This window comes from Citromicrobium bathyomarinum (genome assembly GCF_038594605.1).
Lineage (GTDB): Bacteria > Pseudomonadota > Alphaproteobacteria > Sphingomonadales > Sphingomonadaceae > Alteriqipengyuania > Alteriqipengyuania bathyomarina_B.
In genome coordinates, this window is sequence record NZ_JBCFZM010000002.1 from 232,453 (window position 1) to 251,955 (window position 19,503).

The window sequence follows — 19,503 nt, forward strand, 5'->3', positions numbered from 1 at the left end:
AGAAGATGTAGACTCATTCGAGACGGCCCGCATCCCGAAGCTTGCGGCCAAACCCCGGCAGCGCCAAAAGGGCGGCCAATGACGCGAATCCTGATCCTCCTCGCACTTCTTCTGGCACCTTTCGGCTTCACGGCACCCGCCCAAGCCGAGCCCGCCGATATCGACGCGGCGGCGCGCGGAGTCGTCAGGATCGTGATCTTCGACCGGACCGCCGAGGGCGGCGAGGAAGAGCTCTACCCCGTCAGCCACGGCACCGGCTTCGCGGTCGGCCCGCAACGGATCGTCACCAATGCGCATGTCGTGCGCGAAGCCATGTCGGCAGGCCCCTTCGGCGAAAGCCGGGTGATCGGCATCGTCCCGCCGGATGGCGATCCGCCCGCCTTCGCGCGAATCGTGGCGATCGATCCAGGCACCGATCTCGCGCTGCTTTCCATCCAGGGCAGCCTGCGCATGCCGCCGCTTACCCTGGCCGCCAGCCGCCCCGGGGGCAGCGGCAGCGAGGTGACGTCGGTCGGCTATCCGATGAATGTCGACCGCGCGCAGGGCCTCTCGATCGAGGACATCGTGCGCTCGCAGCCGCCGGTGAAGAGCCGCGGGTTCATCTCGGGAGAACGGCCCAGCCGCCAGTTCGACACGATCCTGCACACCGCCCCCATCGCGCGCGGCAATTCGGGTGGCCCGCTGCTCGACAATTGCGGGCGTGTGCTGGGCGTCAATTCCTTCGGCGCGGAGAGCGACGGGACCGATGCCGAGTTCTACTTCGCGGTGTCGAACCGCGAGCTGGTGCCGTTCCTGCGCGCCAACAACGTCACGCCGCGCCTCAACGACATGCCCTGCCGCAGCCTCGCCGAACTCGACGAGGCGGAGCGGGAGCGGCGCGCGCAGGCGGCGGAGAACGCGCGCCAGCAGATGCAGGCGCGATCCGCAGCCACCGAGGCGCGGCGCGACCGGCTGCAGCTCGAAGCCGCACTCGCGGTCCAGGAAGAGCGGGAAAACAGGATTGCCCTGGCGCTGCTCGCGCTGCTCTCCGCGATCGGGCTAGCCGTGCTCGGATACGCGCTCGCCCAGCGGCGCGAGAAGGAGCTGGCGACGGGCGAGAGCGTGCCGGAAGCCGCGATCGAGGAAGACCCCGAGTGGGACGACGATGTGCGTAAAAGCCTGCCCGGCTGGGTGCCCTTCGCATGCTACGCACTGGCGGCGGTGCTGTTGGTGACGGCAGCGGCGCTTTATCTTACGCGCCCCGGGCTCGAAGAAATCGACCGACGCGTGGCCGCCGCGCTGGGCGAGGACACGGGCAGCGAGCAGGTGGCGAACGATGTCTCGGCTGCTGCCGCCGGGCGATTCGTCTGCACGCTCGAGCCGTCGCGCAGTCGGGTGACCGGCCAGCCGACCGCCAGCGTCGATCTGCGCTGGTCGCCGGGCGGATGCGTGAACGGGCGCACGCAATATGGCTTTGCGGGCGGGCAATGGGCGCGGGTGTTCGTACCCAATGAAGAAGATATCGTCAGCGTCGCCCGCTACGACCCGCAGACGCGCACCTACCGTGCCGACCGCTATCTGCTGTCGCGAGAAGGCATCGCTGCGGCACGCGAGGCGCGCGGCAGCTATTCCGCGCCGTCCTGCGAAGCGCCCGACGGCGCGGCGAAGCTGGGACGGCAGCAGGAAGCAGTGCTCGGAGCCCTGCCTTCGCAACCCAACGAGCGCCTCGTCTATTCCTGCCAGCCGGCGGATTGAGGGCATACGACCGGGATGAACCAGGCACTCGTTCTCATCTCGATCGTGCTGGGCGTTGCCATCACCTTCGAACTGGAGAATCTCCACCGTCTGGTCCGCGCGCCCAATGTCCGCTGGCACTGGGCGCAGCCGATTTTCGCCTTCTTCGCGCTCATGATCGTGCTGGTGTTCTGGTGGATGATGGCGAATCGGGGAGATGGAAGGACCATAACGCTCGGCGAATTTTTGCCGATCATGGCACTTATGGTCGTCATCGTGCTGATCGCGGCGGTCGCTCTGCCCGACAAGCTGACGAGGGACGGGGCCGGAGACGAGCGGCTCGATCTTGGCGCATATTATATGGCCAACCGCCGGTACCAATGGTCACTCGTCTTGATTGTCGTGTCGGCGGTCGGCGGGGGGTGGCTCGCGACACTCTTCACGCGCTACGGATTCGTCTACGGGATGCTCCGCGGCTGGGGCGAATGGCTGCCGATGCTGCTGGTCGTATGGATGATCTTCGCCGACAAGTGGTGGAAGGTGGGTGTCGGTTATGCGGCAATGTCGTTCATTCCGATCGCCTGGCTCTCGCGAACGCTCTGACGCGCGGCGCACGAATCGCTTTCCCTCGGCTTGCGCTTCGCAAACCCCGATGCTAGTCGCGCGCCAGCTTCGCCGAGGCTGCCCCTGTGTCTTGCAGGATGCAGCTTCCCAACGGCAGGCACCGCACTCGTTATTCCCCGGACCCGAAGAGGACCATCAGGCGTGGAGATTTCCGCCGGTATTCAGACCAGCCTTGCAGGCCGCTATGCCGTCGCTTTGTTCGAGCTGGCAGCCGAAGATGGCGTGGTGAGCCCGGTCGAGAGCGACCTTGAAAAGCTCTCCGCCGCTTTGGACCAATCGTCCGAGCTCGCTTCGCTGACGACCAATCCGCAGCTCGATCGCCGCATGAAGTCGGACGCGCTGGAAGAGATCGCCAAGCTGCTCGACCTCGGCCCGCTGACTCGCCGCTTTCTCGGCGTGCTGGCTGAGAATCGCCGGTTGGCGGAACTGCCGCGCATGATCCGCGCGTTCCGCGACATCGCCGCCGCCCAGCGCGGCGAAGTGAGCGCGGACGTGATCAGCGCACACCCGCTTTCCGAAGACCAGCTGGCTACGCTGCGCAAGAAGCTGACTGCGCGCGAAGGCCGCACGGTCAAGCTGACCAGCTCGGTCGACCCCGATATGCTCGGTGGCCTCATCGTCACCATCGGCTCCCGCCGGATCGACGGATCGATCCGCACCCGTCTCAACGCGCTTACGCAGGCAATGAAAGGCTGACAGCGACCTCCTTCGGGAGGGCTGTCGATGAAAGGCTCAGGCAATGGATATTCGCGCCGCTGAAATCAGCAAGGTCATCAAGGACCAGATCGCCAACTTCGATTCGTCCGCACAGGAAAGCGAAGTCGGCACCGTGCTTAGCGTGGGTGACGGGATCGCCCGCATCCACGGCCTCGACCAGGTCCAGGCGGGCGAGATGGTCGAATTCGACGGCGGCGTGAAGGGCATGGCCCTGAACCTCGAAGCCGACAATGTCGGCGTCGTGATCTTCGGGTCGGACACCGGCATTCGCGAAGGCACGACCGTGCGCCGGACCGAAACCATCGTGGACGTCCCCGTCGGCAAGGCCCTGCTGGGCCGCGTGGTCGATGCGCTGGGCAATCCGATCGACGGCAAGGGCCCGATCGCCACGACCGAGCGTCGCCTCGTCGAACAGAAGGCCCCGGGCATCATCCCGCGTCAGGGCGTCAGCGAGCCGGTGCAGTCGGGCCTCAAGGCGATCGACGCGCTGGTCCCCGTTGGCCGCGGCCAGCGCGAGCTGATCATCGGCGACCGTCAGACCGGCAAGTCCGCCGTCGCGATCGACACCTTCATCAACCAGCGCGACGCGCACAAGGGCGATGACGAAAACGAGAAGCTGTACTGCATCTACGTCGCGGTCGGGCAGAAGCGCTCCACCGTCGCGCAGATCGTGAAGAGCCTCGAAGAAAACGGCGCGATGGAATACTCGATCGTGGTCGCCGCAACCGCGTCCGAGCCTGCCCCGCTGCAGTACCTCGCGCCTTACACCGGCGCTGCGATGGGTGAATTCTTCCGCGACAACGGCATGCACGCCGTGATCGTGTACGACGACCTTTCCAAGCAGGCCGTCGCCTACCGCCAGATGTCGCTTCTGCTTCGTCGTCCTCCGGGCCGCGAAGCCTATCCGGGCGACGTGTTCTACCTCCACAGCCGTCTGCTCGAACGCGCCGCGAAGATGAGCGATGCGATGGGCGGCGGTTCGCTGACCGCGCTGCCGATCATCGAAACGCAGGCGGGCGACGTCTCGGCCTACATCCCGACCAACGTGATCTCGATCACCGACGGCCAGATCTTCCTCGAAACCGACCTGTTCTATCAGGGCGTGCGCCCGGCTATTAACGTCGGCCTGTCGGTCAGCCGCGTGGGCGGTGCCGCACAGACCAAGGCGATGAAGAAGGTTTCGGGCTCGATCAAGCTGGAGCTCGCGCAGTACCGCGAAATGGCGGCCTTCGCGCAGTTCGGTTCGGACCTCGACGCTTCGACGCAGAAGCTGCTCAACCGCGGTGCGCGCCTGACCGAGCTGCTCAAGCAGCCGCAGTTCTCGCCGATGCCGTTCGAAGAGCAGACCGTGTCGATCTTCGCGGGCACCGATGGCTATCTCGACGATGTCGCGGTGGACCGGGTGACCGAATACGAAACGCAGATGCTCAGCTTCATGCGCCACGAACACGCAGACGTCCTGAAGGACATTCGCGAAACCAAGAAGTTCGAAGGCGAAATCAAGGACCGCACGGTCAAGGCGCTCGACGCCTTTGCCAAGCAGTTCGCGTAAGCCCGCCATGAGCTACACCGTTTTTGCCACGATCCCGGTCAAGCCGGAGCATATGGAGGCCGCCTGCGATGCGGTGGCCGCCATCGTGCCCGCGACCCGTGGCGAAGACGGGTGCGTGTCGTTCGAACCGCGCCGCGCTGCGGACGGATCGAGCACGATCATGATTTACGAAGAGTGGGCGGATCGGACAGCGTTCGATTTCCACCACGCTCAGGATTACACCAAGGATGTCTTCGCCAAGTACGAGAGCTGGTTGCGGTCTGCACCCGATCTCGTCGAGGTGAAGCCGCTGGAAGGCTGACGGACAATGGCAAGCCTCAAAGAACTCAAGGGCCGGATCAAGTCGGTCAAGTCGACGCAGAAGATCACCAAGGCGAAGCAGATGGTTGCGGCGGCCAAGTTGCGCCGTGCGCAGGAGGCCGCCGAGGCCGCGCGCCCCTATGCCGTGCGCCTCAATGCCGTGATGGCGAGCCTGGCGGGCAAGGTTGGCGACAGCGACACCGCGCCCAAGCTGCTCGCCGGCACGGGCGCGAACCAGCGCCATCTGCTGGTGGTGGTCAACACCGACAAGGGCCTGTGCGGCGGCCTCAACGCGAACATCGTCAAGGAAGCGCTCAAGAAGGCGACCGAACTGCGCAAGGACGGGAAGGACGTGCAGTTCTACCTCGTCGGCAAGAAAGGGCGTGCCCCTATTAAGCGCAATAATGCCGATTCGATCGCCAAGCATTTCGACACCTCGGACGTACGCACGCCCGGTTTCGAAGAAGCCTCTGCGATCGCGAGCGAGCTGATCGCAATGTTCGAGAACGGCGAGTACGACGTTGCGCATCTGATCTACCCGATCTTCAAGTCCGCGCTGGCGCAGGACCCGGTCGCGCAGCAACTGATCCCGGTCCCCGCGCCCGAGGCAGACGCCAATGCCAAGCCCGATTCGGGTGCGATCGTGGAATACGAGCCGAGCGAGGAGGAAATCCTCGAAGAGCTGCTGCCGCGCTATGTCCGCACGCAGCTGTTCGGCGCCTTGCTGGAACGCGAAGCATCCGAACAGGGCGCCTCGATGACCGCGATGGACAACGCCACGCGCAACGCGGGCGACCTGATCAAGAACCTCAACATCGAGTATAACCGCCAGCGCCAGGCCGCGATCACGACCGAACTGATCGAGATCATCGCGGGCGCGGAAGCGCTGTGATGATGCGCGTATCCTTCGCCCTTGCCGGTGTGCTGGCGATCTCGGCCTGCGCCGAGCCGGTCGATCCCGACCGCGAGACGGATTACGCCTCGTCCCAGGTGCCGGCGGAAGAGCCCGAAATCCTCGAGGTTCCGCCCGCGGCGCAGAGCGACGGCAACGTGCCCTCGCTCGCCGAGTTGCAGCTCGCCCTCGCCACCTGTACTCCCGCCGTGACTCCGGTCGAGGCGCAGTGCGAAGCGACCGAGGAAGGCACCGAGTTCGTGTGCCAGTATGCTCTCGAAGACGATACGCCCGAAACCGAGCGTGAAGCCGTGATCGCCGCCGATGGCGACGGCTACATTCTCGTCGACATTCCCGAAGACTGCGCCACGCAGTAACAAGCCACAGGAAGTTTGTAGAGATGGCCACCGCCGCAAAAACCCCGACCAAGCCCAACCTGACCGGCAACGGCACCATTTCCCAGGTGATCGGCGCCGTCGTCGACGTGCATTTCGAAGGCGAACTGCCCGCGATCCTGACCGCGCTGGAAACGAAGAACGGCGATTCCACGCTGGTCCTCGAAGTCGCGCAGCACCTCGGTGAAAGCACCGTGCGTACGATCGCGATGGACGGTACCGACGGGCTCGTGCGCGGGCAGGAAGTCGTCAACACCGGTGCGCAGATCAGCGTTCCCGTCGGCCCCAAGACGCTTGGCCGGATCATGAACGTGATCGGCGAAGCGATCGACGAACGCGGCCCCATCGGTGCCGAAAAGACCGCGCCGATCCACGCCGAAGCTCCCGAATTCGTCGACCAGTCGACCGAATCGAGCATTCTGGTCACCGGCATCAAGGTCATCGACCTGCTCGCGCCTTATGCGAAGGGCGGCAAGATCGGCCTGTTCGGCGGCGCGGGCGTCGGCAAGACCGTGCTGATCCAGGAACTGATCAACAACATCGCGAAGGGCCACGGCGGCGTGTCGGTGTTCGCGGGCGTGGGTGAACGGACCCGCGAAGGTAACGATCTGTACCACGAATTCCTCGATGCGGGCGTCATCGCCAAGGATGCCGACGGCAACGCGACCTCGGAAGGTTCGAAGGTTGCTCTCGTCTTCGGCCAGATGAACGAGCCTCCCGGTGCGCGGGCCCGTGTCGCCCTGTCGGGCCTGACCATGGCGGAATATTTCCGCGATGAAGAAGGCCAGGACGTGCTGTTCTTCGTCGACAACATCTTCCGCTTCACGCAGGCGGGTTCGGAAGTGTCCGCGCTCCTTGGCCGTATTCCTTCGGCCGTGGGTTACCAGCCGACGCTGGCGACCGACATGGGTAACCTGCAGGAACGCATTACCTCGACCAACAAGGGCTCGATCACGTCGGTCCAGGCCATTTACGTGCCTGCCGATGACCTTACCGACCCTGCGCCTGCCACCTCGTTCGCCCACCTCGACGCAACGACCACGCTGAACCGCGCGATTTCGGAGCTGGGCATCTACCCGGCGGTCGACCCGCTCGACTCCACCAGCCGCGTGCTCGAACCGCGCGTCGTCGGCCAGGAGCACTACGAGACCGCGCGCCAGGTCCAGGAAACGCTGCAGAAGTACAAGTCGCTGCAGGACATCATCGCCATCCTCGGGATGGACGAGCTTTCCGAAGAGGATAAGCTGACCGTCGCGCGTGCCCGCAAGATCCAGCGCTTCCTCTCGCAGCCGTTCCACGTGGCCGAGGTGTTCACCAACATTCCCGGCCAGTTCGTGCAGCTCGAAGACACCGTCAAGAGCTTCAAGGCGGTCGTCGAAGGCGAATACGACCACCTGCCCGAAGCTGCTTTCTACATGGTCGGCGGCATCGAACAGGCTGTCGAAAAGGCGAAGAAGCTCGCCGAGGACGCGTAAGCGGCCATGGCCGATCGGCAGGAGGCACCGGCCCCTTTTGGGGTGGACCTCCTGCTGCGTCGCCTTCTGCAACTGGCGATTGCCGATTTCCTGCTGATCTCCGCCTTCGACATTCATCGCTGGCGGCGCGAGAACTGGCAGGATTTCGAGGACATGTTCCAGATCGCCGGTCGTCTGGTGTTCGACCAGCCCGCGCAACCGATTTGGCTCTACGCTTTCGCCTTTCCGTTCGTAGCCGCGAATTTCGGCTGCATGGTCCAGTGGCTGCGCGGCAAGCGCAATCCGATCATGCTTCCGGTTTTCGTCATCAGCGCGATTGCCATTGCCGCCATGCCCATCGCTGCATGGCAGACGGTGATCCACCGCATGATCTGGCCGGATATTCTCAGCATGATCGGCTACGGGCTCGGCGGCGCCATCGCGATGATCATCGCGCTGCGGCTCGACAGCACATCGCAGGCTGCCGCGGCTGCCAGGGCCGTTAGAGCATGATTCAGATTGCACCCCGGGCATTTGCTCTAGTCGTCTGGGTTCCGCTGCTGTCGCTTGTTTCAGCCGCGCCGGCATCGGCGAGCACCGTCCGGGAATTGGTGGATCGGGCCGTGACCGAGCTTTGCCCGGAACTGCTGGTCTATGAAGGAAGCCTCGAAACCGAGCCGAAAATCGTGGCGGACGGCTACGAATTCATCCGCACGGTGGAGCATCCCCGCGCGGGCACCATCGATCAGGTGAAGCGTATGGTAGACGATGGAGAGATTTACATCTCGAATTCTCGCGACACGTCATTCTGTCAGGTCGCGTTTTCCGGCGAGGGCTCCAGAGCAATCTTCGACGACCTCATCGTTGATCCATCCCGGATAGCAGAAGACTTTTTCCCGATACTGCCGAGATACCGTTCAAGGAGGGCTGGGAGGGGTTTCATTCCGTGGCGTTCCGGACGCAAGCTTTCGAGGGACAATATCTTGGCGTGCAATTTGTCGACCTAGGCCCTATCGACCGCACCGCACCATTGATCATCCAACAATACGCACTTGAGGAATAGACATGCCGCTTCATTTCGAACTGGTGACCCCCGCCCGCCACGTTCGCTCGGACGACGTGCACATGGTTGTCGTGCCCGGTACCGACGGCGAATTCGGCGTGCTCGAAGGTCACGCGCCTTTCATGTCCACGATCAAGGATGGCGCGGTGCAGATCTACAAGACTGCAAACGCCAGCCCCGAGAGCATCGAAGTGCGCGGCGGTTTTGCCGAAGTGGGCGATAACGGCCTGACCATCCTCGCCGAACACGTCGAGAGCTGACGGCGCCAGCCGCCGGACATATCCACACCGTGCCCCGCATTCCGATGATCCCGCTGCTCGAGCGGCTGGCGCAGATCGCGCTGGTCGCAGCGGTGTGTCTCGCCTTTGCGGTGGCGATCATGCCGACCGGTGAAGGACCGTCGCGTTACAACGACAAGCTTGTCCACGGGGTGACCTTCTTCGTGCTGGGTGGGCTGACAGCTGCGGGCTTTCGCCGGCACAGCGCGCTGGCTTTGTTCGCGGCGCTGACCGGGTTCGGCGGACTGATAGAGATCGTTCAGTGGGCGACAGACTGGGGCCGCTCGGCCGAGTTGGCAGACCTGGCCGCGGACATGGTCGGCGGCGCCATCGGCATTGCGATCGCTCGCTTCATCACCCGCGAGCCGTGAGCATCAGCGGGTAGGTGCGTGGAAATCGGGTGGCTTGTCCGCCACCCACGCCACGAATTTCGCGACAACCTCGTTCTCGCGCAGCCGCGCCGGGTCGTCCCCGATCCGGGCGAGCTGGGCATTGGTGAAGTTGGCGTGGATCGTGCGGTGGCAAATCGGGTGAACCGGCACCGTCCCCCGTCCCTTCTTCGCCTTGGGCACGGGATGATGCCATTGCAGGCGCGTGGCGATCGGCCGGCCGCACAGCCAGCAAGTCAGCGGGCCGCCCTTTTCCCTATTCGAAACCGTAATAGATATCCTTGCTCACTCCGCCATACTCTTCGCCCGCCATCACATCGACCGAGACCACGTCCGCCGTGCACTGCCGGTCGGCCAGATTCTCGTCGCCGCGCACGACCCACACCCCGTCGGTGAATTCGGGCTTGTTGCCCTCTTCGTCGAACCCGGTGCGAATGGTGCGGCTGTAGACGATGTACCGCACGCCGCCATTGGCGAACTGGATCTGCGATTCGCCGCCACCCGAATAGGGCGTATTGGCGAAGCGCCCTCCGTCGAGCACGATCTCCGCCTTTTCGGCGCTGCCGAAGCGGTATTGCGCGGTCTTCTGGCCCTGCGCGTTGGTGACGCCGCACACCGCAATGCGTTTGGCTCCTGCGGTGCAGGAGAACAGCTCCTGCTCGTCGGATGCGCAGGCGACCGGTTGCACGCCGGCCCGCGCAGCCTCGGCCATCTCGCCCGCCTCCCGTCCGCTCTCGGCAGCCTCTCGATAGGTTTCGCGCGCTTCGGAAATCTCCTCGCCGGTTTCTTCCGCGCTTTCGCCGGCGGTCTCCGCAGCCTCGCCGCAGGCAACCAGCGCAAGACTGGCGCAACCGACCAGGATCATCCGCATCACTTGGTCTCCGCCGCTTTTTTCTTCTTCATCGTATCGTGGAAACGATCCGCCCAGCCCGGCTTCATGGACTGCTCGGCACGCTCCATCCGCAATTCGCCCGCCGCGACATCGCGCGTCACCGTGCTGCCCGCCGCGACGATCGCGTCCGCACCGATGGTGACGGGCGCGACCAGCGCGGAGTTCGATCCGATGAAGGCCCGTTCGCCGATCACGGTCCTGTATTTGAAATAGCCATCGTAATTGCAGGTGATCGTGCCCGCGCCGATATTCGCGCCCGCGCCGACTTCGGTGTCGCCGAGATAGGTCAGGTGGCTGGCTTTTGCGCCTTCGCCCAAGGTCGCCTTTTTGACCTCGACGAAATTGCCGACGAAGGCGTCTCTCTCGAGCACCGCGCCGGGCCGCAGGCGTGCATAGGGGCCGACCTGCGCGCCCTCGCCCACCGTGGCACCCTCCAGATGACTGAACGCCTTGATGTGCGCGCCGTCGGCGATGGTCACTCCGGGGCCGAAGACGACATTGGGGTCGATGGTAACATCGCGGCCGATCTGCGTGTCATAGCTGAAGAACACGGTCTCGGGCGCGCGCAACGTCGCGCCACCCGCCATCGCCTCCTCACGCTTCAGTTCCTGCCACTGCGATTCGGCGCGGGCGAGTTCGGCGCGGCTGTTGATTCCCGCCACTTCTCCCGGATCGTCCGCCGTCACGGCGGCGCAGGTATCGCCATCGGCAATCGCGATATTGACGATGTCGGGCAGGTAATATTCGCCCTGCGCATTCTCGTTGCCGACGCGGCGCAGCAGATCGAACATGTCGGCGGCGCGCGCGGCCATCAGGCCCGAATTGCACAAGGTGCAGCCGCGTTCGTCTTCGCTGGCATCCTTGAATTCGACCATCTTGGCGATCTTGCCGTCGTCATCGGCGATCACGCGGCCATAGGCGAGCGCGTCGTCGGGTTCGAAGCCCAGCACCACCACCTTGGGCGCGTCTTCGGCATGCAGCCGGTCGAGCATGGCCTGCATGGTTTCGCCGCGCACGAAGGGCACATCGCCATAGAGCACCAGCACATCGCCCGAGAAATCGCCCAACTCGCTCTCGGCCTGCTGGACCGCGTGGCCGGTGCCCAGCTGCGGCTCTTGCAGACATGTCTGCGCATCCTCGCCCAGTGCGGCTTCCAGCTGTTCGCGCCCCGCGCCAACGACCACCACCTTGCGCTTCGGCCCCAGCGCATCGACCGACCCGATCAGATGATGCAGCATCGGGCGCCCCGCAATCGGGTGCAGCACCTTGTGCAGGTCGGACTTCATGCGGGAGCCCTTGCCCGCGGCGAGGATGATGGCGGCGAAATCTCTCATAGCCGGGGCTGTGCCACCATCGGCTTGCAGAATGAAGAAGGTTTCGCCACGCAGGCGTGCATGAGCGATTTTCCCTTTGCCGCAATCGGCCTCGATCTCGATGGCACGCTGCTCGATACCAAGGCCGATCTGGCTGCCGCGGTGAACCATGCGCTTGCCGAAGGCGGATACCGGCAGGTGCCGTCAGAAGAGGTCGAGGGGCTGATCGGCGGCGGCGCGAAGGTGATGCTCGCCCGCGCGATCGAAGCGCAGGGCGGCAGCATGGCGGAGGAGGATTTTCGCCCGCTCTACAAGACCCTTCTGCGCTATTACTCGGACCACAACGCGGTTCACACCGCGCCCTTCCCCGGCGTGGTCGACACGCTCGACCGGCTCGCTGCGATGAATGTGAAACTGGCGGTGGTGACCAACAAGTTCGAAAGCTTCGCCGCCGAAATCCTTGCGACGCTGGGCCTGATGGAGCGCTTCGTCACGCTGATCGGCGGGGACAGTCTGGGCAAGGACGCGGACGGCAATTTCCGCGCCAAGCCCGCCGCCGATCCGATCCACGCTGCGATGGAGCGGTGCGACACGCAGCGCTTCGCGTTCGTGGGCGACAGCTCCTACGACGTGCTGGCCGCGCGCGCGGCGGGCGTCCCGGTGGTCGCGGCAGGCTACGGCTATTGCGACAAGCCTGCCCAGGAACTGGGCGCAGATGCCATTATCGGGCGCTTCGACGGGTTGATCCCGGCGCTTCGGGGGCTTGCATGATCGCGCGCTGCATTCGACAAAGAGACGCCACGAGCCGACTAATGGCGTTGTCAGTCGCGCGCCCGCGCGAGACAACCGGCATATTCACTGGGGTTTGAAGCATTTATCCGGGGAGACCACGTTCATGAAATCCGCATCCATCCGCGCGCTTGTCGCGTCACTCGTTGTATCGGTGGCAGCCGCGCCGCTGGTCGTCGCTCCTCTTTCCGCGCAGGACACCAACACCGTGGTCGAACCTGAATACGAAGCCGAGAACGATCCCTTCATCTGGCTGGAGGAAACCCGCAGCGAACGTGCGCTGAACTGGGTCGAGAACGAGAACGAGAAGACCATCGCCGCGCTCCAGTCCGACCCCCGGTTCGAGGAACTGAAGGCCGAAGCGCTGGCGATCTACAACGCCGAGGACCGGATTCCCGGCGTCGGCTTCACCCATTACGGGATGGTCAATTTCTGGCAGGACGCGAAGAACCCCAAGGGCATCCTGCGCCGCACCACGCTGGAAAGCTGGCGGACCGACAACCCGGAATGGGAGACCATCCTCGATGTCGATGCGCTCGCGGCGAAAGAGGGCAAGGAATGGGTCTATGGCGGGATGAGCTGCCTGCCGCCCGATGGCATGCGCTGCATGGTCTACCTGTCCGATGGCGGCAAGGACGCACGGATCGCGCGTGAATTCGACCTCGAAACGCTCGATTTCGTACCCGAATCCGAAAACCCCTTCCAACTGCCCGAAAGCCAAGGCGGCGCGAGCTGGGTCGATCAAGACACGCTGCTGATCAGCCGCGATTTCGGCGAGGATACCGTCACCGACAGCTTCTACCCTTTCACCACGCGCGAGTGGAAGCGCGGCACGCCCATCGAGGATGCGAAGGAAATCTTCCGCGGCGAGAAGAGCGACGTCTCCGCTGGAGCCTACCTGCTGCGCGACGGCGAAGGCACGATCCACGGGCGGATGGCCTATCGTGGCGTGTCGTTCCACGAGCGCGAATATTTCTACGAGATGGACGGCGAGTGGGTGAAGCTGGACCTGCCCGCCAAGGCCGGCCCCTACGGCATCATCGACGGGCAGATCCTGTTCTCGACCGACGTCGACTGGGAGACGCAAGGGCAGACCTTCCCCGCCGACTCGCTGGTCTCAGCCGATCTGGAAGAATGGAAGGCCGATCCCAACGGCGCGAAGAAGACGCTGGTGTGGAAGCCGGGCTATCGCCAGACGAAGCAGGGGGCGGGCTCCAACAAGAACAGCCTCTACGTCAGCATTCTCGACAACGTGAAGGGCAAGGTTCTCAAGTTCGACCACGACGGCGGCCAGTGGGTCAGCCGCCAGATCGACCTGCCCGACAATGCCACCGTCGGCGTCGCGACCGCATCGGACGAGAGCGACCAGATCATGTTCACCTCGACCGACTTCCTCTCGCCCGGCACTTACTACTACGCCGAGAACGGCGTCGATCTCGAAGTGGTCAAGGAAAGCCCCAGCCGCTTCGATGCCGAGGGGATGGAGATCGAGCAGTTCGAGGCGACCAGCGCCGATGGCACGAAGATTCCCTACTTCCTCGTCAAGCCCAAGGGCATGGTGATGGACGGCACCACCCCCACGCTGCTGTACGGCTATGGCGGCTTCCAGGTGTCGCAGGTGCCCTCCTACCTCGGCAGCACGGGCAAGATGTGGCTCGAGCGCGGCAATGCCTACGTGCTGGCGAACATGCGCGGCGGCGGCGAATTCGGCCCCGGTTGGCACCAGAGCGCGATCCGCGAGAACAAGCAGCGCACGTGGGACGATTTCATCGCCGTGGGCCGCGATCTGGTCGCGCGCGGGATCACCAGCCCCGAGCACCTCGGCGTGCAGGGCGGCTCGCAGGGCGGGCTGCTGGTCGGCACCGCCTTCACGCAGGCGCCCGACCTGTTCAATGCTGCGATCGTGCAGATCCCGCTGTTCGACATGCTGCGCTACCAGTTCATCGGCCGCGGCGCCTCGTGGATCGGCGAATATGGCGACCCGCGCATTCCCGAACAGCGCGAATGGATCGAGGGTTATTCGCCTTACCAGAAGCTGCTCGAGCAGAAGGACTATCCCAAGCCCTTCTTCGTCACCTCCACCGCGGACGACCGCACGCACCCCAGCCACGGGCGCAAGGCCGCCGCTCGGATGGCCGCGCAGGGCGACGAATACCTCTATTACGAGGATATGAAGGGCGGCCACTCGGGCGGGGTAGACAACGAACAGCGCGCAACGCTGCGCGCGATGCAGATGGTCTACCTGCTGCAGCAGCTGGCTGACTGAAGCGCATCGGGCCCTCCCGCTAGAGGGGGAGGTTGGGTGGGGGTGTGCCACGCCGATAAGGCAGACCCCCCACCCCCGGCCCCTCCCCACGAGGAGGGGAGTGTCGGGCGGCACCAGCCTGCCCCTACGGCATGGCGGCCCACCCTGCGTGGTGTTGCCAGAATGGCTGGAACCTGCCACTCCGCAGGCGATTTTCCCTGTAGAAACGCCAAGCGGAGAGACCCCCATGAGCATCTCGTTCAAAGATAAAGTCGCCATCGTCACCGGCGCAGGCGGCGGCCTCGGCCGCGCCTATGCGCTCGAACTCGGGCGCCGCGGCGCGAAGGTCGTCGTCAACGATCTCGGCGGCTCGCGTGACGGGACCGGATCGTCCGACGCGGCAGCCGCAGTGGTCGAAGAAATCGAAAAGGCCGGCGGCGAGGCGATGGCCAACGGCGCATCCGTGACCGAATACGAGCAGATGGAAAAGATGGTCGCCGACGCCAAGCAGAAGTTCGGCGGCGTTCACTGCCTGATCAACAATGCAGGCGTCCTGCGCGACAAGAGCTTCGCCAAGATGGAGCCGGCCGACTTCGAATTCGTCGTCGACGTGCACCTCAACGGATCGGCCAACGCCACCAAGGCCGTGTGGGAGACCATGCGCGAACAGGCCTATGGCCGCATCCTGATGACCGCCAGCTCGACCGGCCTGTTCGGCAATTTCGGCCAGGCCAACTATGGCGCGGCCAAGCTGGGCCTCGCAGGGCTGACCAAGACGCTCCAGATCGAAGGCGCGAAGTACAACATCAAGGTCAACACGCTGGCGCCCGTCGCGGGCACGCGGATGACCGAAGACCTGTTCCCCAAGGAAGCCTTCGAGCTGTTCGCACCCGAAAACGTGGTGCCCGCCGCGCTCTATCTCGTCAGCGAAGAATCGCCCACCAACGCCATTGTCGGCGCGGGCGCAGGCGGCTTCCACTCGGCATGGGTGGTGATGAACGACGCCGTATGGCTGCCTGAGGGCGAGCGCACGGTCGAAGGCTTTGCCGCCAACTGGGACAAGATCAGCGAACAGTCCAATCTCAAGGCGCCGCAGTCGGGCCAGGAGCAGTCGGGCGCGATCCTCACTGCGATGCAGAAGGTCACCGGCACCGGGCCGGGTTCGGCTCGCGGCTAAGCACTCGACGGGCGGCTCACCCGCCCCGTCGAGCCGTATTGACGACGTAATACACTGGCCTTAGCTTCCTTTGCCGAACAGGCAGGGGAGGCTTGGCCAGTGTATTCAGAAGACGATATCAATTCCGCCGTCGAGGCGGGCGCGCTGAGCGAGGATGCTGCCGCATCCTTTCGCGCGCACATGAGCGAGGTGCGCGGCATCTCGCGCGGGGACGAGGAGAACTTCAGGCTCCTCAACTCCTTCAACGACATTTTCGTGACCATCGGCATCGTCATCATGCTGTTCGCGGCCGGGGCCATCGGCCAGCAGCTGGGGCAGATGCTGGTCGCCGTGCCCCAAATGAACTGGGACTCGGACTACACGCAAGCCGACATGGATGCCTTCCAGCAGGCGATGGGCCTGCGCGTCACCGTTTCGATCGCCATCGCTGGGGGCCTCATCGCGCTCACCTCGTGGCCGCTGGCCGAATTCTTTACCCGGCGGCGGCGCATGGCGCTGCCCAGCATCGTGTTGCTGCTGGGCTTCGTCGCGGGCGTGTTCATCGGCACCACCGCGCTCGGCATTTCTCTGATCGGCAGCAAGGATAGCGAACCCTATGCTGGCTACCTCATCGCCGGCGGCGGTCTGATTGCGGTACTGGCGGCATGGCTGCACTGGCTGCGGTTCAAGGTGCCGATCACGGTCGCCGCGGGCGCAGCCGCGCTCTCGGCGACGGGAATCGGCCTGATCCTCGCCGCGATCGAGCCGCTGGACCTCGAAATGGGCGATGTGGCGCTGTGGCTGACTTTCGTGGCCGGGCTTGGCGTGTTCGCATTCGCGATGCGGTGGGACCTCAAGGACCCGGCGCGCACCACGCGGCGTAGCGATGTCGCCTTCTGGCTGCATCTGCTGGCCGCGCCGATGATCGCGCATCCCATTTTCTACGGTCTCGGCGTGGTGGGCGGATCGGATATTGGCATTGGCAAGGCGGTTGCGGTGCTGGCGATCTACGTCGCCTTCGGGATCGTTGCGCTGATTGTCGATCGGCGTGCGCTGCTGGTATCCGCGCTGATCTACGTACTGGTCGCGCTGACCTATCTGTTCGACGAGTTCGGCGCGGTCGAGCTGACCGTGGCGCTGACCGCGCTGGTGATCGGCTCGGCATTGCTGACGCTGTCGGCCTTCTGGGCACCGATCCGCAGCGCCGTGCTCGGCATCGTGCCCTACGACTGGCGCGACGCCCTGCCGAGCAGCGAGCGTGATGTCGATCTGATGGACGCGCAGCCCGCCTGACCACGGGCCGCCATCGCGGCTTGCAAGATCGATGCCCCGTCGCCATCACCGGCGGCGGGGCATTGGTTTTTCGGGGCGTTGCGGGATGGACGAGGACAATTCGGGGCCGAAGATCCTGCGACGGCGCGCCGCGATCTCCTACGTCATAACCGCGCTGGTCGTGGTTGCGACCGCCGCCGACGTGGTGGCGGAGAGCGCGTATATCTATGGCTGGTCCGACTTCTGGGCCTGGCCGGTCGGCGACGGCTTTCTGGTCGATCAGCTTTTCCTGAGCGCCGCCATGGTGCTGTTTGTCTCCTTCATCCTCAACAGCTTCTGGATATATCAGGCGCACCGCAACATGTGGGTCCGGTCCGACGAGGACATGGAGGTTTCGCCCGGATGGGCAATCGGCTGGTATGCGGTGCCCATCGCCAACCTGTTCAAGCCGTTTCAGGCGATGCACGAGCTTTATCGGATGAGCCTGCAGGAGGACGATACCGATGCGCCGCCGCTTCTTTGGGCGTGGTGGATTCCATGGCTGCTATCGGGTTTCGTCAGCGTCGGCTGGGACGAGGAATACACGCCATTCGACATTGCCGCTGGCATGTTCACGATCGCGTCGGCGATCTGTCTGATGCTGATTATTCGCCGGGTGACGAAGGCGCAGCACGCAATTCCGGTGGCGGCGGTATTCGACTAGCCGGACAACAGCTCAGTCGTCGATCGCCTTGACCAGCCGCCGCTCCAGTGGGGCGAGCACACCGGCGAGATCGTGCCCCCGCTTCAGAACCTGGCCATGTTCGCCGAACAGCGTCCACATGCCCTGCTTGTTGCGCAGCGCCGGGCGCTTTTCCAGCCGCGCCTGCGGGCGCTCCGCCGCGCGGCGGAAGGCCGCGAAGCTGGCAGCGTCGCGCTCGAAATTCATCGCGTAGTCGCGCCACTGGCCCGCCGCGACCATCCGGCCATACAGATCGAGGATGCGCATCAGTTCCTCCCGCGCGAAACCGACCTGCGAGGGCCGCGCACCGGGAAAGGAGAGGATCGTGCCGCCGGCAGGCGCGCTCATTGGCTACCCGTTCCGCTGCGGCGCGGGCCATCTTCGGGCGAGCGATCGTCGCCGCGCGCGCGCTCGGCCTTGAGCGCCTCGATCTCTGCACGAAGCGCCACGACCTCTTCGGCCAACGCATCAGTCCGGCGGCGTGCGCCGGTCACCTGATCCTCGCAAGGTTCGTCGCACGGGGTGCCGTAGGGAATGAATTCGCGCAGCCATTCCTCGGCGGGCATGAGGGTGGAGCGGGCCTTCATCCCGATCATCGTCGCGCCGTGGGGCACATCGTCGGTCACTACGGCATTGGCCCCGATCCGCGCGCGCTCGCCGACCGTGATCGGGCCGATCACCTGCGCGCCCGAACCGATGATGGCGTAGTCGTTGATAGTCGGATGGCGCTTGCCCGCCTTGCCGTTCGTCGGGTTTGTCCCGCCAAGCGTCACGCACTGGTAGATCGTCACCCAGTCGCCGATCTGGGCGGTTTCGCCGATCACGGTGAACCCATGGTCGATGAAGAAATATTTGCCGATCGTCGCGCCAGGGTGGATGTCTATCCCCGTAAGGAAGCGCGAGAAGTGGTTCACGAAGCGCGCGAGGAAGTAGAGCCGCGCCTCGAACAGCCAGTGTGCCACGCGATGCAGACCGAGCGCCAGCACGCCGGGATAGAGCAGCACTTCCCAGCGCGATCTTGGCGCCGGATCCCGCTTTTTCACGGAATCGAGATAGTCGATCAGACCCACGAACATCGTCTCATAAGTGTTTCACCGTTCCCCGCCTAAAGCAAGCGGGCTTGCGCCGGGCCTTCGAGCGATTCGAGCGCATCGCGACAAAGGTTACGCGTGGGCCGCATCTGTCGTTCCAAAGCGAGACGGTCCAGCGCGGCGACAAAAGCTTCGGCCGCCGCAAAACTGCGCGTCATTCGCGGCACCACGTAGTTAAGTGCATCTTCGCCCATTACCAGCCCGCGCCGTTCCGCATGACTGGCAATCAGATCGCGCATCATCGCATCGTCGGGCGCCCCGATTTCCAGAGGCAGCGCAGCACCCAGCCGCGAGGCGAGATCGGGCAGCGCAATCTCCCACGGTGCCGCGGCGGGGATCAGCAGCAGTGGCGTGCCGATCTCTTGCGCGCGATTCCAGCGATGGAACAGCGCGGTTTCGTCCATCGCGTCCGCCGGATCGATCGTTTCGCCAAGTCCTGCGAGGCCGAACCAGCGGCCGAGCAGCGACTTTCCCGAGCGCGCGGGGCCCCGCAGGATCGCCGTCCCGAAGGGCCAGCGCTGCGGATCGCGCAATGCCTCGACCACGCCCGCATTGGCGGTGCCGATCACGATGCTCGCAGGGTCGCCCTCCCGCGCGGGAGGGAGCGGGAGCGCGATCTGAGATGCGGGACGACCCATCGAGCGTCC

Annotated in this window: 23 protein-coding genes; 17 read left to right on the plus strand and 6 right to left on the minus strand. The window is 64.8% G+C overall.

The genetic code is table 11. The features are described from left to right. Positions 1–78: 78 nt before the first annotated feature. The 12 genes from AAG612_RS08100 (at position 79) to AAG612_RS08155 (ending at position 9,359) form a co-directional block, all read left to right on the plus strand. Positions 79–1,734: a S1 family peptidase gene (locus AAG612_RS08100; RefSeq protein WP_342509091.1), complete on the plus strand. Its 1,656-nt coding sequence runs from the start codon at positions 79–81 to the stop codon at positions 1,732–1,734. A 15-nt stretch (positions 1,735–1,749) separates the two neighbouring features. Continuing rightward, positions 1,750–2,316 carry a hypothetical protein gene (locus AAG612_RS08105; RefSeq protein ID WP_342509093.1) on the plus strand — a complete coding sequence of 189 codons (567 nt, stop codon included), beginning with the start codon at positions 1,750–1,752 and terminating at the stop codon, positions 2,314–2,316. A gap of 162 nt (positions 2,317–2,478) precedes the next feature. After that, positions 2,479–3,033, plus strand: a complete 555-nt coding sequence (locus AAG612_RS08110) for a F0F1 ATP synthase subunit delta (protein WP_342509096.1) — start codon at positions 2,479–2,481, stop codon at positions 3,031–3,033. Positions 3,034–3,076: 43 nt separating this feature from the next. Next, positions 3,077–4,606, plus strand: coding sequence for a F0F1 ATP synthase subunit alpha (gene atpA, locus AAG612_RS08115; RefSeq protein ID WP_342509098.1), 1,530 nt, complete (start codon positions 3,077–3,079; stop codon positions 4,604–4,606). A gap of 7 nt (positions 4,607–4,613) precedes the next feature. Then, positions 4,614–4,907 (plus strand): putative quinol monooxygenase, encoded by a 294-nt coding sequence (locus AAG612_RS08120; RefSeq protein ID WP_342509100.1) that lies wholly within the window; start codon positions 4,614–4,616, stop codon positions 4,905–4,907. A gap of 6 nt (positions 4,908–4,913) precedes the next feature. After that, entirely contained in the window at positions 4,914–5,798 is an 885-nt protein-coding gene (locus tag AAG612_RS08125; RefSeq protein ID WP_342509102.1) for a F0F1 ATP synthase subunit gamma, read from the plus strand. Then, positions 5,798–6,175, plus strand: a complete 378-nt coding sequence (locus tag AAG612_RS08130) for a hypothetical protein (protein WP_342509104.1) — start codon at positions 5,798–5,800, stop codon at positions 6,173–6,175. The genes AAG612_RS08125 and AAG612_RS08130 overlap by 1 nt, the downstream gene beginning before the upstream one ends. Positions 6,176–6,198: 23 nt before the next feature. Beyond that, complete coding sequence (atpD, locus tag AAG612_RS08135; RefSeq protein ID WP_342509105.1) at positions 6,199–7,668, plus strand: F0F1 ATP synthase subunit beta; 1,470 nt, start codon at positions 6,199–6,201, stop codon at positions 7,666–7,668. A gap of 6 nt (positions 7,669–7,674) precedes the next feature. After that, entirely contained in the window at positions 7,675–8,160 is a 486-nt protein-coding gene (locus AAG612_RS08140) for a hypothetical protein (protein WP_342509107.1), read from the plus strand. Beyond that, on the plus strand, positions 8,157–8,654 hold the full coding sequence (locus tag AAG612_RS08145) for a hypothetical protein (RefSeq protein WP_342509108.1): 498 nt from the start codon (positions 8,157–8,159) through the stop codon (positions 8,652–8,654). The genes AAG612_RS08140 and AAG612_RS08145 overlap by 4 nt, the downstream gene beginning before the upstream one ends. A gap of 58 nt (positions 8,655–8,712) precedes the next feature. Beyond that, the gene (locus AAG612_RS08150) at positions 8,713–8,970 is read left to right on the plus strand and encodes an ATP synthase F1 subunit epsilon (protein ID WP_342509110.1); all 258 of its coding nucleotides are present in this window, start codon (positions 8,713–8,715) and stop codon (positions 8,968–8,970) included. Positions 8,971–8,999: 29 nt separating this feature from the next. Further along, positions 9,000–9,359, plus strand: coding sequence for a VanZ family protein (locus AAG612_RS08155; RefSeq protein ID WP_342509112.1), 360 nt, complete (start codon positions 9,000–9,002; stop codon positions 9,357–9,359). A 3-nt stretch (positions 9,360–9,362) separates the two neighbouring features. Here the strand turns inward: AAG612_RS08155 and AAG612_RS08160 are convergent, their stop codons facing one another. The 3 genes from AAG612_RS08160 to glmU are packed head-to-tail and all read right to left on the minus strand — an operon-like array spanning position 9,363 to position 11,603. After that, positions 9,363–9,617, minus strand: coding sequence for an HNH endonuclease (locus tag AAG612_RS08160; protein WP_342510325.1), 255 nt, complete (start codon positions 9,615–9,617; stop codon positions 9,363–9,365). 16 nt (positions 9,618–9,633) lie between these two features. Continuing rightward, positions 9,634–10,248 (minus strand): hypothetical protein, encoded by a 615-nt coding sequence (locus AAG612_RS08165; RefSeq protein ID WP_342510326.1) that lies wholly within the window; start codon positions 10,246–10,248, stop codon positions 9,634–9,636. After that, the gene (gene glmU / locus AAG612_RS08170; protein WP_342509114.1) at positions 10,248–11,603 is read right to left on the minus strand and encodes a bifunctional UDP-N-acetylglucosamine diphosphorylase/glucosamine-1-phosphate N-acetyltransferase GlmU; all 1,356 of its coding nucleotides are present in this window, start codon (positions 11,601–11,603) and stop codon (positions 10,248–10,250) included. Before glmU ends, AAG612_RS08165 begins: the two co-directional genes overlap by 1 nt. A 60-nt stretch (positions 11,604–11,663) precedes the next feature. Between glmU and AAG612_RS08175 the strand changes: the two genes are divergently transcribed. From AAG612_RS08175 to AAG612_RS08195, 5 genes are all read left to right on the plus strand, one after another. Then, the gene (locus AAG612_RS08175) at positions 11,664–12,353 is read left to right on the plus strand and encodes an HAD-IA family hydrolase (protein ID WP_342509116.1); all 690 of its coding nucleotides are present in this window, start codon (positions 11,664–11,666) and stop codon (positions 12,351–12,353) included. 124 nt (positions 12,354–12,477) lie between these two features. Continuing rightward, entirely contained in the window at positions 12,478–14,637 is a 2,160-nt protein-coding gene (locus AAG612_RS08180; protein ID WP_342509120.1) for a prolyl oligopeptidase family serine peptidase, read from the plus strand. Positions 14,638–14,863: 226 nt separating this feature from the next. Beyond that, positions 14,864–15,793 carry an SDR family NAD(P)-dependent oxidoreductase gene (locus tag AAG612_RS08185; RefSeq protein WP_342509121.1) on the plus strand — a complete coding sequence of 310 codons (930 nt, stop codon included), beginning with the start codon at positions 14,864–14,866 and terminating at the stop codon, positions 15,791–15,793. 99 nt (positions 15,794–15,892) lie between these two features. Next, on the plus strand, positions 15,893–17,065 hold the full coding sequence (locus AAG612_RS08190) for a hypothetical protein (RefSeq protein WP_342509123.1): 1,173 nt from the start codon (positions 15,893–15,895) through the stop codon (positions 17,063–17,065). Positions 17,066–17,096: 31 nt separating this feature from the next. Beyond that, positions 17,097–17,747 carry a DUF4328 domain-containing protein gene (locus AAG612_RS08195; RefSeq protein WP_342509126.1) on the plus strand — a complete coding sequence of 217 codons (651 nt, stop codon included), beginning with the start codon at positions 17,097–17,099 and terminating at the stop codon, positions 17,745–17,747. A gap of 12 nt (positions 17,748–17,759) precedes the next feature. Here the strand turns inward: AAG612_RS08195 and AAG612_RS08200 are convergent, their stop codons facing one another. The 3 genes from AAG612_RS08200 to AAG612_RS08210 are packed head-to-tail and all read right to left on the minus strand — an operon-like array spanning position 17,760 to position 19,494. Continuing rightward, positions 17,760–18,113, minus strand: a complete 354-nt coding sequence (locus AAG612_RS08200; RefSeq protein WP_342509128.1) for a DUF2794 domain-containing protein — start codon at positions 18,111–18,113, stop codon at positions 17,760–17,762. Further along, on the minus strand, positions 18,110–18,841 hold the full coding sequence (gene epsC / locus AAG612_RS08205; protein WP_342509130.1) for a serine O-acetyltransferase EpsC: 732 nt from the start codon (positions 18,839–18,841) through the stop codon (positions 18,110–18,112). The genes AAG612_RS08200 and epsC overlap by 4 nt, the downstream gene beginning before the upstream one ends. Before the next feature lie 29 nt (positions 18,842–18,870). Further along, entirely contained in the window at positions 18,871–19,494 is a 624-nt protein-coding gene (locus tag AAG612_RS08210; RefSeq protein WP_342509132.1) for a P-loop NTPase family protein, read from the minus strand. Between the last annotated feature and the right edge of the window lie 9 nt (positions 19,495–19,503).

Excerpts from the sequence above, each read along its gene's own strand:
- AAG612_RS08100 (WP_342509091.1), top strand. The coding sequence starts at position 79 with ATGACGCGAATCCTGATCCTCCTCGCACTTCTTCTGGCACCTTTCGGC.
- AAG612_RS08105 (WP_342509093.1), top strand. The coding sequence starts at position 1,750 with ATGAACCAGGCACTCGTTCTCATCTCGATCGTGCTGGGCGTTGCCATC.
- atpA (WP_342509098.1), top strand. The coding sequence starts at position 3,077 with ATGGATATTCGCGCCGCTGAAATCAGCAAGGTCATCAAGGACCAGATC.
- AAG612_RS08120 (WP_342509100.1), top strand. The coding sequence starts at position 4,614 with ATGAGCTACACCGTTTTTGCCACGATCCCGGTCAAGCCGGAGCATATG.
- AAG612_RS08125 (WP_342509102.1), top strand. The coding sequence starts at position 4,914 with ATGGCAAGCCTCAAAGAACTCAAGGGCCGGATCAAGTCGGTCAAGTCG.
- AAG612_RS08130 (WP_342509104.1), top strand. The coding sequence starts at position 5,798 with ATGATGCGCGTATCCTTCGCCCTTGCCGGTGTGCTGGCGATCTCGGCC.
- atpD (WP_342509105.1), top strand. The coding sequence starts at position 6,199 with ATGGCCACCGCCGCAAAAACCCCGACCAAGCCCAACCTGACCGGCAAC.
- AAG612_RS08140 (WP_342509107.1), top strand. The coding sequence starts at position 7,675 with ATGGCCGATCGGCAGGAGGCACCGGCCCCTTTTGGGGTGGACCTCCTG.
- AAG612_RS08145 (WP_342509108.1), top strand. The coding sequence starts at position 8,157 with ATGATTCAGATTGCACCCCGGGCATTTGCTCTAGTCGTCTGGGTTCCG.
- AAG612_RS08150 (WP_342509110.1), top strand. The coding sequence starts at position 8,713 with ATGCCGCTTCATTTCGAACTGGTGACCCCCGCCCGCCACGTTCGCTCG.
- AAG612_RS08165 (WP_342510326.1), bottom strand. The coding sequence starts at position 10,248 with ATGCGGATGATCCTGGTCGGTTGCGCCAGTCTTGCGCTGGTTGCCTGC.
- glmU (WP_342509114.1), bottom strand. The coding sequence starts at position 11,603 with ATGAGAGATTTCGCCGCCATCATCCTCGCCGCGGGCAAGGGCTCCCGC.
- AAG612_RS08175 (WP_342509116.1), top strand. The coding sequence starts at position 11,664 with ATGAGCGATTTTCCCTTTGCCGCAATCGGCCTCGATCTCGATGGCACG.
- AAG612_RS08180 (WP_342509120.1), top strand. The coding sequence starts at position 12,478 with ATGAAATCCGCATCCATCCGCGCGCTTGTCGCGTCACTCGTTGTATCG.
- AAG612_RS08185 (WP_342509121.1), top strand. The coding sequence starts at position 14,864 with ATGAGCATCTCGTTCAAAGATAAAGTCGCCATCGTCACCGGCGCAGGC.
- AAG612_RS08195 (WP_342509126.1), top strand. The coding sequence starts at position 17,097 with ATGCCCCGTCGCCATCACCGGCGGCGGGGCATTGGTTTTTCGGGGCGT.
- AAG612_RS08200 (WP_342509128.1), bottom strand. The coding sequence starts at position 18,113 with ATGAGCGCGCCTGCCGGCGGCACGATCCTCTCCTTTCCCGGTGCGCGG.
- epsC (WP_342509130.1), bottom strand. The coding sequence starts at position 18,841 with ATGTTCGTGGGTCTGATCGACTATCTCGATTCCGTGAAAAAGCGGGAT.
- AAG612_RS08210 (WP_342509132.1), bottom strand. The coding sequence starts at position 19,494 with ATGGGTCGTCCCGCATCTCAGATCGCGCTCCCGCTCCCTCCCGCGCGG.